Below are 12514 nucleotides of genomic sequence, written 5' to 3' on the forward strand. Positions count from 1 at the left end.
GGAGCGCCTCAACAGCCGTCGTGTTGGAAGGTGCTACGATCGCGTATGAACGGCCAGTAGACCTTAACCCAAAGCAAGAAGGCTGCGGCCCAGAGTAGCGACACAAGCGCATAGGGCGGGGACGAGAGCAAGTCCGTTGGCCAGATCTCGGGAAGAACCCGCACGACCATGGCTGCCACCAGGAAAAGCATTGCGGCCCTGGTCTGGCGGACAAGGCCGAGCGCCTGTCCCGTGTGCCTCAGCCCGGCAATCGCGAATACGGTGAGGACGCCGAGGCCCAGCCCGCCCATCAGGGCGACGTGCAGCCCGGCACGCTCCGGGATCGGGGCTCCCAGGTGGGTTGCGCCAATCAGGATCAGGCCGATGCCGGCAAATGCGCTCGAGCCTGCGAGCGCCAGGATCTCGGCCCGCACGATTTCCTTGCCGATGAAGGCTTCGGCCACGCGGTCCATGAAGGCGGCGCCAGCGGCAATGAACAGATAACCCGTGGTCTGTTGGGATAGACCGAGGACTTCCGCGCCTATCAGTACGGCGACGAGCCCGGGTGCGAGGTTCATGCGGCCGGGGTGCGGGCGGAACGGCGAGGTCTCCTGGGTGGGATCGAGCACAAGATTGGTCACCGGCACGGTGATGCGCGCCAGCGCGATCCCGAGAATGCCGAGGAAAATGAACCCGGCGAGGTGGCTTGCGCGCTGGGCAAGCTCCATGCGGTTCGCGATGTCGAGGAACGCGTAGCGGGTGACGGCCTCGGCGAGAAACAGGGACGCGATCCAGAACACGAAGCCGATCAAGCGCGTGGACTGTTTCCTGAGCGAGATCTGCACGAGATAGGCGACGAGGAGCGCGAGCCAGGCGAGATCGCAAACAGCGGCGATGGGACCGAGGGATTCCAGGCCGACAAGGCCGGCGATGCGGGGAAAGCCCCAGAGACCTGCAAACACGAACAGTGCGCGCCCGCGAAGCCGCGGCGTGTCGGTCCACTCCGGAACGGCGGTGGTGATGAAGCCGATGAGCGCGGCACCGAACGATCCAATGATCAGCTCGTGGACGTGCCAAAGGCCAGGGGGGATCTCGGTCGCGAGCGGCAGATTGAAACCGTAGATCACCGCCCATAGAAAAGGCCATAGCGCGGCGTGAAGGGCGGCTAGCGGAAAGAAGAGGCGAAACCCCTCGTCGCTGAGAACATCGAGAGTCCCGGACAGAGACTCGAATCGCGCCGACTGAGACGTGCTCATGATGCCCGCCGCTCGTTGGTATCGTGGATATGGGCGAAGAGAGGATCTTCGTTCAAGAAGGCCTGCACGGTCGCGAACACGAAGGCGTCGTCACGCTCTCCCTGAGGCCGGGACAGGAAGCGTTCTCCGGCGATGCCGCGAACGCGCTCGTCCAGCACAACGATCCGGTCGGATACGCGCACGGCTTCCGCGAGATCGTGGGTCACGAAGAGGCCCGCGAAACGCGCCTGGCGCGCCGCGGCGATCACGAGATCCTGCATCTGGCGTTTCAGCGCGACATCGAGTGCGGTGAACGGTTCATCAAAGAACACGAAGTCCGGCTCCACGACAAGCGCGCGAGCGATGGCCGCCCGCTGGCGCATGCCGCCCGACAACTCGACCGGGTACTTCTCGAGATCCCGGCGATCGAGGTGCACGAGGTCGGCGGCCGCCCTGGCTCGCGCACGGCGCGCGTTGCAGCGCACGCCTGCGAGGCGAAGCGGATAAGCGATGTTGTCCTCAGCCGTGGCCCACGGCAGGAGGCGGTGCTCCTGAAAGATCATGCCGTGACGGCGGTAGCCATTGGCGACGCGGCCTCGCTGGGGCTCGATGAGCCCGGCGGCGATGTGGACAAGCGTGCTCTTGCCGCAACCGGAAGGACCGACGAGCGAGACGATCTCTCCGTCGCGTACGTCGAGCTTGACCCGGTCCAGAACGGTCCGGCCGAAATAGGCGTGGGAGACGCCTTCGAGCGCAAGGGCTGTCATCTCTTGACCCCCCATGGGCGAGCGGCTTCACGCCAGCGCTCGAGCTCGGCGCGGATGGGCTGCACCACGCCGTACTCCACCATGAAAATCGCGGTGACGATCACCACCACCCAGGCGATCGACTGAGCGACATCGAGATTGGAGCGCGACATGGCGAGCGCGACGCCGATGCCGTCGATGTTGGCAAGAAGCTCGGCCATGACCGCCACTTTGAAGGCCGATCCGAGGGCGACGGCCAATGCCGGAAAATACTGGCCTGCCACATGGCGCATCACGACCGTCCATAGCCTTTGCAGCGGGCCGGCGCCGAAGGCCTTGGCCATCTCCTCCAACGCGCGGTCGCGCGTCGCCACGGCTTCGGCGACGTTGGCGAAAACGAGAGGGAAGCCTGCGACGACGATCGTCGTCAGAACCGTTCCGCTGGTCGATCCGAACCAGATCATGGCGAGCACGATCCAGGCGATCGGCGGCACGCCCATGATGATGGTGAGGAGGGGACGCGCCAGGCGCATGGCCGCGGCGGAGTACCCGACCGCGAGTCCGAGCACGCCGCCGAGAAAGGCGGTCAGCGCGAAGCCCTGGATGGCGCGGGTGGAGGTGGCTCGAGCCAGCCGCCATGTTTCCTCCGCGCGCAATAGCTCTGCCGTGGCGTGGAAGGTGGCGATGGGAGAAGGGAGAATGAAATCGCCATAGGCTTCGTGGCCTATCTGCCAGACGGCGGAGAACAGTGCGAGACCGGCGACGCCCACCCATCCCGACCACAAGAAGCGGCCGAGGCGTCCCATCCTGTCGAGCAAGACCTGTCCCATCGGGGCCTCACAAGTAGAAATCGGCATCCGGCAGCTTGCCGCCGATGTAGCCGGGGTTGACCTCTGCCATGGCCTCCAGAACGCTTTCGACGGCCGTGCGGGCCTCGCGTGCCGGTGTGGCCACGAGATTGCAGTAGGGGATGGACTTCTCGATTACGGGCCACGGCATCTGCAGCGGTCCCGCTGCGTTGTTGGCGGCGCGTGCCGGATGGGCTGCCACGTCGGCTGCGGCTTTGGCGAGGGCGTCCTGAAGCGCCTGGAGAGCAGGACCGTTTGCTTCGCGGAAGCTGTCTGTCACCACGAGACCGGCCTGGGGGACGATGGTCGGCTTTCCGGTCAGGCGCCCCCATTCGGCCTGGAGGTCGATGACCCGGTGGATAACCTTGCCGGCGAGGTTTCCTTTGACGATGGCAGCCGATGCGGCGGGCTCCGGAATGATTGCGGCGTCCACGCGGCCGAGAACCAGGAGCTGCATGGCTTCGAGCGGTGTGGCGCTCGGCACCTGCTCCAGATCCTTCTTGCCGTCCACGCCTGCAAGACGGAACAGGCGCTCAAGGATCAGGCTCGGAAGCTCGTTGGGGAACAGCGTCGCGAGCTTTCGACCACGGAGCTTTTCGAGGCTCGTCAGGTCCGGATCCGCCGACATGACGTAGAGGATGCCGTTCGTCATGACGTTGACGAGCCGCACGCCGAGGCCCTTGTTGTAAAGATTGGCCGCGACCGGGACGGGGGTGATGCCCACGTCGAAGCTTTTCGATGTCAATCCCGCGCGCACCTCGTCGACCTGGCGCCAGACGCGCAGGGTGGGTTTGCGTGCGACGCCGTCGAGCTTTCCCGTGGCGATGGCGTGCAGAACGGTGATCGAAGGTCCCGCAGGCGGCCCCCAGATCTCGAGCTTGTCGAGAGGCGCGGCGAATGCGGGCGATGGCACAAGCGCAGAAACGGCGAAAGCGCCGCCAAGCGACGCTCCGCCTTTCATCAAGGTTCTGCGCGTGATGCCTGTGGGCTCGGCGTAACCGCGCCCCAAGTGCTGTTTTCTAAACATCAGAACTTCGCTTTTACTCCCGCTACGAATGCACGCCCGTCACCCGGCAGGAAGACAGCCTGGTTGGGGCTCGAGACGGAGTCGACGACCAGCGTCGCGGATGCGTACCTTTCGTCGAAGATGTTCGAGACCTCGCCGAAGATCGAGAGGTTGTCGGTTACGGCGTAGCTCGACCGGAGATCGACCAGCGTGAAAGCCTCGTTGTAGAGCTTGTTGGCGTTGTCGACCGGGGTTTCGTCGGGAACCCAGTTGACCTCGGCTTCGACCCATAGACCCGGGATGACCGTGTAGCGCAGAGCTGCGTTCACGATGTGACTCGGGGCGCCGGCCAGGCGATTGTCGCCGTAGTTGCGGTCGCCGTCGAAGCGGAAGTCCTGGTAGGTGTAGGCCACGCGGCCGCTGAGGTTTGCGGTGAGTGTGACGGCGGCTCCCAGCTCGATGCCGAAGTGGGTTGTCTTGTCTGCGTTGACGGCGCCGAGGGAAACGCCCGATGCGTCACGCAGGTTGAGCAGCTCGTCCTCGACCCAGGAGTAATAGGCAATGGCGGACCATGCGATGGAGCTGGTATTGCCCTTCCAGCCGCCTTCGAGCGTAGTTGCGGTCTGTGCATCGAGATCGGGTGTTGAGAACACGGCGGCCAGAGGGTTCGGCGCCGATCCGCCAAATCCGGCGCTGGCATTCGGATTGCCGTTGACGGTGGCGATCAGGTCGTCGTGGGTCGGCGGCTCGAAGCTGCGGCTCACGGCGGTGAAGACAGATTGATCGCGAGCGATGTCGTAGCTGAGCGCGAGGCTCGGGCTCCACTCGGAGTAGGAGCGATCATAGCTCGTGTCCCTGAAGGGGCGCGTGCCCCGCATCGTCGCTGCGGGATTTGGGATTGCGAGGAAGGGGCGCGTCGTCGCGGTATAGATGTCGTCGTTGTCGCGCGTGGCGTAGGAGTACGCGATGCCAGGCGAGACCGTCAGCCGGTCCGTGATGGGGACGTTGAAGCCGGCGTGGATCGAAAGCGTGCTCGAGTCGAGCTCGTTCTCGCCGACAAGGAGATCCTTGTCGCCGCGATTGTTGATGAAGTAGCTGCGGTCGGCGGAGCCGACGACATACTGGCCGGTCAGCTCGAATAGGGGCAGAGCGCGGCTCGGCTCTGGCGCGTAGGCGTAGCGCATGACAGTTGTGAAGTCGCCGCCGTCCGTCTCGCGCACGCCGCCGGAAATCGGGAACGTGAAGCTGTCGTCCGTGTAAGTGTAACCGAACGCGACGTCGAACAGGTTAGCGCCGTAACGCGCGGTCGTGCGCGAGCCGACGCGGAACTGTTCGGCTTCACGGCTCGGATCGTCACGGCCGACGTTCGGACCGAGGCAGTTGGGCGGGCCCGAGCAGATCTGCTTCGGGTTCTGCTCCATCAGCTTGCTGGACAGCGGACCCACGACGTCGAAGGCGAGGTCGGTGTATCCGAAGAACAGGCGTGTGTTGATGTTCTCGTTGATGCGCGCGCCTGCATTGATGTTCAGGTTTGTGCGTTCGGATTCGTTGTGAATACGGTAGCCATCGCGCTCGGCGTAGCTGAGGCTCGCGTGGGCGTCGAGATCACCCTGGCGCGCGCCGGCCTGTGCGCTGGTGGCGAAATGACCGAAGCTTCCGCCTTCGACGCTGACCTCGACGCCGGGGTCCGTGATGCCTGTGGGCGAAACGAAATTGATGGCGCCGCCCAGTACCGTGGCGCCGAGCCGGTTGGCGGTGTAGCCGCGATAAACCTCGACGAACTCGGCGCTCTTCGGATCTGCGAAGCCGACGATATAGGATCCGTCCGCGCGGTTGATGGGCAAGCCGTCCTGAAGCACGAGGGTGCCGCGCTCCGAGGGGTTCTGCTGAAGGCCGGAGCCGCGGATCTGGAGGCGCGGCTGGTCGTTGCTGCCGAAGAAGTTCTGCACGACGACGCCAGGGACGAACGCCAGCATCTCGGAGAGCGACGCGCTGGCCTTGGGCGTGATCTCCTCGCTGGTGACGACGGCGGTGCCGCCGGGGATGGCGTTCAGGGTTCTCGCGGCTTCCTGGCTCGGCGAGCCTTCGCTGGCCGGAGCGGCCTCGGCACCTACGCCCTCGGATGCTTGCGTTGCTCCAGACGCCGCCGAGGTTGCGGCTTTCTTGGATTTCTTTGCGGGCTGGGACGTGGTGCCCTGAACGACGACCGGGGGCAGGTCGACGCTCGCACCCGGTGCGGCCGACTGGCTCGATGCGTCGGTCGGCCACGCGAGAAGCAGGGCGCAAAGGGCCAATCCAGCTTCGAGGCCGCCTGCTTGGCGGCCAGCGATTTCCCCTGCACGGAGCGTCTCATCCGAGGGACGGCGATCTTTCTGACTAAAGTTTCCCGTAAAATACATCTTTTTACAGACCCCGATGCGTTGTTTCTTGACCAACGTATTCCAGTTTGTTCGAAAGCTACTTGCTCTTGGTCAAGTGGTGTCTTGGCATGGAGGGTGTGTGTCCTGTGCGACACGCGGACGTGCGATATTCAGAACTCATCCTGGTTGACGAAGCGGGCGAGTCTGCTGACGTCGCTCACGACAATTCTTCGTCGTTTCGCTTCTACGCCGATCGCGGCAAGCTCACTTAGCGCGCGCGACAGTGTTGCCGGCGTCATGGATAGGCGTGCTGCGATGTAGCGCTGCTCGACGGGGAGCTCGAAGCGGCAAATGCCGTCATTGTCCCCGCAGATCTTATGCAGGAAGGCCGCGACCCGGCGCTGGGGTGACCACTCCTGATCCTGCTCAATGCGCGCAACGAGACGACGAAGCTTTCCGAAGACCGCGGCGATGATCGACAGCGACAGCTCGGGTGATTGCAGGATGAGGGCGCGGAAGCGCGCCGTGTCTATTCTCGCGAGCCGGAGATCGGTCGCGGCTTCGGCACTGACGGGATAGTGGGCTTCGCGGGCGAGCACGGCCTCGGCGAACGATTCACCCGGGCCGATGAGATGGATCGCCGTCCGCTCGCCGTCCGAGCCTTCGCGGAACAGGGCTGCCCATCCGTCCAGGACGAAATAGAAGGCCGTCGCCACGTCGCCCTGGTGAAACAGGATTTCGCCCGCGGAGAGTGTTACGATGGGTGTCTCGGCAGCGAATTTCTTGAAGTCGCTCTCGGACAGCCCTGACAGAAACAGGGCGCCCCGCAACATTTCAAGATCATGACTGTCGCTCGCCATGGCGGCTCCTTTTGTGGCGGCTTCACGGGCGCCGTAGGGCGGTTTCGGTCTGCAGCCTTGAGGGATCTCGCTCAGCACCACAATTTTATTCTATATTATGGCGGTCGTGATTATTGATTCAGATCAAGCCGATGCCCGATGCGTACGGCACGCAAGACCGATATGATCCGGATCTGCAACTCAATTCACTATGCCACTGACCGGGAGATTGGGCATCGCGTGCAAAGGTTGGCCTATATCGCTGTCGGCGGCATTGCAACGCTGCTCGCCATTGCCGGTGCGATCCTGCCTGGCCTGCCGACAACTCCCTTCCTGCTGGTCGCGCTTTGGGCGTTCGCACGCTCGAGCGAGAGATTGCTCGGATGGCTCGACCGGGTGCCGTTGCTCAGGGAGGCCATGGCGGAAGCGCGGCGCTTCGAGGAGCGGCGGGCGATCCGGCGCGAGATCAAATTCACTGCCGTTGCGGTCGCGTGGGGATCCGTTTTGTTCACGGCTGTGGCGTCGGACTTTTCGAAGCCGCTGCTCATCGGCATTGTTGCTGCCGCGGCAACAGCGGGCACCATCGCGATGATCTGGATTCCGACCGACCGATAGGGCCTTTCCCCCGTCTGGCGCCGGTATGCCCCGTTAATCCGAAGCATCAACCATATTCTCCGCACATGATGGCGGCGCTTGTCGCCGCGTATTATTTGGTTAGCGGAAACAATGGCTTTGGATTCTCCATGGCCATGGGCCTCAGGATCACGGTTGCATGGGCGCAAGCGTTTCGGCCGCCATCTATGCCTTTGCTGCGCTCGGTCTCGCGATCGTCGTATTGAGAACGGTGCATCTCGATGCGGGCCGCGGGCTTTTCCTGTGGCTCCTCAGCATTCCGGTCGTCTTCCTCGTCGTCGACCCTCTCACGATCCTCCTGACCACGGCCGCGCTGATGCTGGCGCTGGCGCCCCTCTCGGCGGCCCGGCGCGTGGCTTTCTTTCTGATCGCGGTGCCCTCCGTGCCGCACTTCGTTCATGCCGATCTTCCGTTTCCAGGCATCAACTTTCTCGCCGTGGTCTCGAACAGCCGCATCGCGGTCGTCGTCATTCTTCTGCCGCTGCTGTTCTACGCGCGATCGCCGGATCGGCCGAAGCTCGGCTGGTCTCTCGCCGATTTCGCGGTGGTGGCGTTTGCCGCGTATACGGCGGCCATGGTGGCGCAGGCCCTCAACGTGACGAGCGGGTTCCGCTTCTTCGCGGAGCAGTTCATGATCCTCATCGTGCCCTATATGGCGCTGGTGCGCGCCATAGACAGCGATGACGCGCTTGAAACCTGTCTGCGGGGCTTCCTCGCCTGCGCGGTCATTCTCGCGGCCGTGACGTTCATCTCCACGCTCAAGCAGTGGGATTTCTACAGACTGTTCGAGCCGCCTTCCGTGATGGGCATTCCCGATTATCGTGGCGGGCTCCTGCGCATCTCGGCTACGGCGAACACGCATTCGCTCGGATTCTATCTGGCGGCGGGCATGCTGCTACTCGAATATCTGAAGCATCGCATGTCGCTCGGGTTCATCCGGCTCAACCTGCTTCGGGCGTTTCTGTTCATCGGGCTATTTGCCACCGGCTCGCGCGGGGCGATGGTGGGGCTCGCGCTCGGCTATGGCGTCTATGCGATGTTTGCAATGCGCTCGACGGTGCTGCGGACCACCTACTTCGTGGGGTTGTTGGCCGGCGTTATGGCGGGCAGCGTCTGGCTGTTCGAGACCGATCATTCGGAGATCGATCCTTACGGGACGTTCGATTATCGCAAACAGCTTCTGATCACGTCGCTGGACTATATCCGCAGCCATTTCCTGTTCGGCAACATCGGGTTCATGTCGAGCGGGAAGTTCGATCACCTTGTCCAGGGGCAGGGCATCATCGACATCACGAACCTCTACCTGCAGATCGCGCTCAGCTACGGGTTCGTCGGGTTCGTGCTGTTCTTCTCCATCTTCCTGCAAAGCGTTTACGGCTTGCTGGTCGGGGCCTGGCGCGAGGCGCGCCACGGAGATCGTTCGACGTGTGCCGTGCTGCTGGCGATCCTCGTGGGCTGGCTGACGCTCGTCGCGACGACGAGCGATGTCGCATTGACGGTTCATCTCGGTATCGTATTCGCGGCGCTGGGGCGTGCCGCCTACGGCCTTTCGGCAAAGAGACATGAGGAGGTGGTTCGCGTGCGGCCGCCCTCTCCGGTCTGCGTACCCGCTTGGCAACCCGCTCTGGCGCGGAAGCTCCCTGCCCCTCAGATCTAGGATGGCATCGCCGCGCTGCGATCGCCTGACGAGGCGTCTCAGCCGAGGATGCGGGTGAGGATCGCTATTGCGGTCAATCCGGCGATGTAGCCCGCGGGCCATGCCGGGAGCACCATCAGCTCGTATTTCAGATCCGCAAGACCGAGCTCGCGGGCGAAGACGTAGTGGAAAGGCATCATGACGATGGGATGGAGCGCGATGGCGTACATCGCGCCGTGAAGGCCGTACATGTAGAAGAGGGTCGGCAAGAGAACGGCAACGGCAACCAGTCTCACGAAGCTCAGGATCGCCTGGTACTTCGGCCGTCCAACGGCGAGGTAAGCCATGCTGAAAACGCCGTATCGCGCGAACACGAGAGAGAACGACAGGATCTGGAGGAGGGCGCCCGCATCCTCGTAACGGTGATCGTAGAGCAGCGAGACGAGGCTCGGCGCAACCGCGAACAGAAAGCCGGCAGAGCTCAGATACCAGATGTCGATCGGTGGGCGCAGGCGCATCAATTGCTGGCGCAGCTTCTCGTGGCTCTCACGAGAGGCCTCGCTCAAAGCCGGGAGAACGACATTGTCGAACAGCCGCGAGATCAGCCCGTCGACCGCTCCATGCAGGTTGAGCGCGATGGAGTAGATGCCGAGGGTCGCAGCGCTGACGACGGCGCCGAGGAAGGCGCGATCGATGTTGGTTGCGAACACGAAGGTGATCGATGAAACCAACACCCACTGGCCGAACTTCGATATCTCGGTGAGTGCCTCCCGGTTCCACATGAAGCGGTTCTTGATGCCCGGGAGATACGTGTGGCTCATCACGGTCGTGATGAGTGTCGCGACCACGCTGGCAGCGACAAGAGACCAGATCGACCGGGTGAAGTAGCCGAGCGCGATCATCAAGATCAGGCTGCCGATCTGGGCGGCCCCGTCGATGATGATGAGACGGCCGAGTGCAAGGTTGCGGCCGGCCGTCATGTGGTTCGTGGACTGGAAACCACCGATCACGAACACGAATGACGCGGCAATGAGCAGGAGGGGCAGCTCGGGCGCGGTGAAGGCGGTTCCTTCCTTGAAGAGACCGAAGCTGTTGGCGAGATACAACAGCATCGCGATGGCGACGCAGGCGATCCACATGATCACGCCGCGGAGCACCTGCACCGAGAACGCGGTGTTGAGGAGCACGGGATCGTCTCCGCGCTTGCTCTGAATGATGGCGGAGCGAAGTCCGATGTCGGAGAGCAGGCCGAGCGTGACCTGGATCATGATCACGAGGATCATGAGGCCGAACATCTCGGGAGCCAGCAATCTGGTGATGATCAGGTTGCCGCCGAGGCGGATCACCTGGCTCAGAACCTGAGCGCCCATCATCAGGCTGGCGGCCTGGAAAATGCGGCCGTGGATGAAGCGGTCGCGGAGCGCGGAGAAGCTGAGCCGGGAGAGCGCATCAAGCGGTACAAATCGCACGCGATGCTCTCCTCGCATCAAGTTCCGAAAGTGCCCGGTCGGCCTGGGACAGGCCTAATCACCATCGAAGGGGCTGGTTGGCAAGCCATTCACGCATGAGGAGATTAATATCGGGCCAACATGGCGTCCGTGGGCCTTGCGGCGTCGCGCCGGGGTGGCTGGCTCGTGACGAAGATGCATCCGTTTGGGCACGAAAAAGCGGCCGCGCGGCAGGTCATGCCGCACGGCCGCTGGAAGCAATCTCAGTAGTGGCTGCGGCTGCCTGCGTCCGAGGACGAGGAAGACGTGCGGCGGAGGATCGCCGGGGCGTCCACGGCCGCGTCCTCGATCATGCGCTGCGCGGCGTCGGCAGCGTCGATCGCGTTGTCGCTGCCTTCGAGAGACGACTGCTCGCTGGCGGCCTCAGGCTGGGCGTCCTGGCCTTCGGCCACGATCAGCACATCACCCGGCAGGATCTCGGTGAACACGGAGGCGGGAATCGTCTGTACGCCTTCAGCGGTCTCGCGGGCGATGTGATACTTGAGCTTCAGCACATCCTCCTGGTCAGCGGTGCCGGGGCGCACGCCCGAAGCGAGCTCGAGCTGGGCGACCTCACGCTCGAGCGCATCGATACGCTCGCTCAGAGCGGCGCGGCGCTGCTGCGGAACCATCACGAGCTGCTGGTCGATGTTGCTCAGGCGAACGCGTGCACGCTCGACCATGGAGTGCGCCTCTGCGTAACGCACCTCGCTCGAAAGCAGGTCCGACTTCTGGCTCAGATAACGGCTCTTGGAGACGAGCTGCTTGTCCTTGAGGCTCTCGATGTCGGCGAGCTGAGCGCGCGTGATCTCGAGCTGGCCGAGGACGGCCTTCTCCTGGCTCTGGGCGGCGGAGAGCTCACGCTCGGCGGCCTCGCGCTCACGACGAAGGCCGATGAGCTGGGTTTCCATCATGTCGCGCTGCTCGCTCAGCATCGTGTTCTGGCGAGCGACGAGCGTCGTCAGAGCCGTGCGGCTCGATTCCGGAACGCTCTTGATCAGCGTCTTGACGCGCTCGGTCGTTGCGACCGCGTCAGCACCCTCACGCTCGGCCTTTAGGCGCGCGAGCTGTGCGAGAGCGAAGGTCAACTGCGTCCGCGTCTGGCGGTTCGCAACCGTACGAACCTGCGTGCTGCCTCCCTCGACAGACGAACGCATCACACCGCGTGCGAGAGAAATGGCCTGGATCACCTTGAGGCCCGGGCGCCATTCGATGGCACCGGCTTCGGCAACCTGACCCATGATGAAGTAGGGACGGAACTTGGCGACCTCGATGGCCACCGTCACGTCGGTGCGCGTCAAGGCGCTGAGCTTCTGGGCCAGCATCTGCTCGAGCTCGGCCGGCGTCATGGTGCCGATCTCGATACGGCCCAGGCGCGGGAAGGAGAGCGAAGAGTCCGGATCGATGGTGTAGTCGCCGCTTACGTCGGCGTTGCCCCACACGCGGATCCGGATGCGCTCGACGTGCGACATGTCGAATGTCGCCCGCTTCTTGGTTTGAGCCTGCGTTTGCGCGGCGGGTACGCTATACTCGACCTCGCGGATACTCGACGCGTTTGGCGAGAGCGCATGCGCGGGCGATACGGATGCGAGATCCACCGCCGAGGCCGCATGCCTATCGGCATGGGCCGAGTCTTCTCCAAAGCTGTCGGCAAAAATAGCGCCAGGCAATATGCTTGCTGCGACACACGCGCCCAAAAGCGTCGGAATGCGCACTCGCCGCACGATCGGGCGGCTAACAATTTT

General features: G+C 63.7%; 10 protein-coding genes. 2 read left to right on the plus strand and 8 right to left on the minus strand.

What is annotated here, in order from left to right; genetic code table 11:
• Nucleotides 1–8: 8 nt before the first annotated feature.
• The 6 genes from F812_RS0102255 to F812_RS22235 form a co-directional block, all read right to left on the minus strand.
• Nucleotides 9–1235 (minus strand): NnrS family protein, encoded by a 1227-nt coding sequence (locus F812_RS0102255; RefSeq protein ID WP_020084333.1) that lies wholly within the window; start codon nucleotides 1233–1235, stop codon nucleotides 9–11.
• Nucleotides 1232–1981, minus strand: coding sequence for an ABC transporter ATP-binding protein (locus tag F812_RS0102260; RefSeq protein ID WP_020084334.1), 750 nt, complete (start codon nucleotides 1979–1981; stop codon nucleotides 1232–1234). The genes F812_RS0102255 and F812_RS0102260 overlap by 4 nt, the downstream gene beginning before the upstream one ends.
• Nucleotides 1978–2790: an ABC transporter permease gene (locus tag F812_RS0102265; RefSeq protein WP_020084335.1), complete on the minus strand. Its 813-nt coding sequence runs from the start codon at nucleotides 2788–2790 to the stop codon at nucleotides 1978–1980. The genes F812_RS0102260 and F812_RS0102265 overlap by 4 nt, the downstream gene beginning before the upstream one ends.
• A gap of 7 nt (nucleotides 2791–2797) precedes the next feature.
• Complete coding sequence (locus F812_RS0102270) at nucleotides 2798–3835, minus strand: ABC transporter substrate-binding protein (RefSeq protein ID WP_051113738.1); 1038 nt, start codon at nucleotides 3833–3835, stop codon at nucleotides 2798–2800.
• Nucleotides 3835–6108, minus strand: coding sequence for a TonB-dependent receptor family protein (locus F812_RS0102275; RefSeq protein ID WP_245257604.1), 2274 nt, complete (start codon nucleotides 6106–6108; stop codon nucleotides 3835–3837). Before F812_RS0102275 ends, F812_RS0102270 begins: the two co-directional genes overlap by 1 nt.
• Nucleotides 6109–6344: 236 nt before the next feature.
• Nucleotides 6345–7034 carry a Crp/Fnr family transcriptional regulator gene (locus F812_RS22235; protein ID WP_020084338.1) on the minus strand — a complete coding sequence of 230 codons (690 nt, stop codon included), beginning with the start codon at nucleotides 7032–7034 and terminating at the stop codon, nucleotides 6345–6347.
• A gap of 138 nt (nucleotides 7035–7172) precedes the next feature.
• Between F812_RS22235 and F812_RS0102285 the strand changes: the two genes are divergently transcribed.
• Together F812_RS0102285 and F812_RS0102290 are read left to right on the plus strand one after the other, a co-directional pair.
• Nucleotides 7173–7628, plus strand: a complete 456-nt coding sequence (locus F812_RS0102285) for a YbaN family protein (protein ID WP_020084339.1) — start codon at nucleotides 7173–7175, stop codon at nucleotides 7626–7628.
• Between the two features lie 157 nt (nucleotides 7629–7785).
• On the plus strand, nucleotides 7786–9303 hold the full coding sequence (locus F812_RS0102290; protein ID WP_020084340.1) for an O-antigen ligase family protein: 1518 nt from the start codon (nucleotides 7786–7788) through the stop codon (nucleotides 9301–9303).
• A gap of 38 nt (nucleotides 9304–9341) precedes the next feature.
• Here F812_RS0102290 and F812_RS0102295 read toward each other — a convergent pair whose 3' ends face one another.
• Both F812_RS0102295 and F812_RS0102305 read right to left on the minus strand, forming a co-directional pair.
• Nucleotides 9342–10751, minus strand: a complete 1410-nt coding sequence (locus tag F812_RS0102295; RefSeq protein WP_020084341.1) for an oligosaccharide flippase family protein — start codon at nucleotides 10749–10751, stop codon at nucleotides 9342–9344.
• A 242-nt stretch (nucleotides 10752–10993) separates the two neighbouring features.
• Complete coding sequence (locus F812_RS0102305; protein WP_020084343.1) at nucleotides 10994–12367, minus strand: polysaccharide biosynthesis/export family protein; 1374 nt, start codon at nucleotides 12365–12367, stop codon at nucleotides 10994–10996.
• Between the last annotated feature and the right edge of the window lie 147 nt (nucleotides 12368–12514).

Source organism: Hyphomicrobium zavarzinii ATCC 27496 (genome assembly GCF_000383415.1).
GTDB lineage: Bacteria > Pseudomonadota > Alphaproteobacteria > Rhizobiales > Hyphomicrobiaceae > Hyphomicrobium_C > Hyphomicrobium_C zavarzinii.

Coding starts and splice junctions, on each gene's coding strand:
- F812_RS0102270 (WP_051113738.1), bottom strand. CDS start 3,835: ATGTTTAGAAAACAGCACTTGGGGCGCGGTTACGCCGAGCCCACAGGC.
- F812_RS0102285 (WP_020084339.1), top strand. CDS start 7,173: ATGCGTACGGCACGCAAGACCGATATGATCCGGATCTGCAACTCAATT.
- F812_RS0102255 (WP_020084333.1), bottom strand. CDS start 1,235: ATGAGCACGTCTCAGTCGGCGCGATTCGAGTCTCTGTCCGGGACTCTC.
- F812_RS22235 (WP_020084338.1), bottom strand. CDS start 7,034: ATGGCGAGCGACAGTCATGATCTTGAAATGTTGCGGGGCGCCCTGTTT.
- F812_RS0102290 (WP_020084340.1), top strand. CDS start 7,786: ATGGGCGCAAGCGTTTCGGCCGCCATCTATGCCTTTGCTGCGCTCGGT.
- F812_RS0102265 (WP_020084335.1), bottom strand. CDS start 2,790: ATGGGACAGGTCTTGCTCGACAGGATGGGACGCCTCGGCCGCTTCTTG.
- F812_RS0102260 (WP_020084334.1), bottom strand. CDS start 1,981: ATGACAGCCCTTGCGCTCGAAGGCGTCTCCCACGCCTATTTCGGCCGG.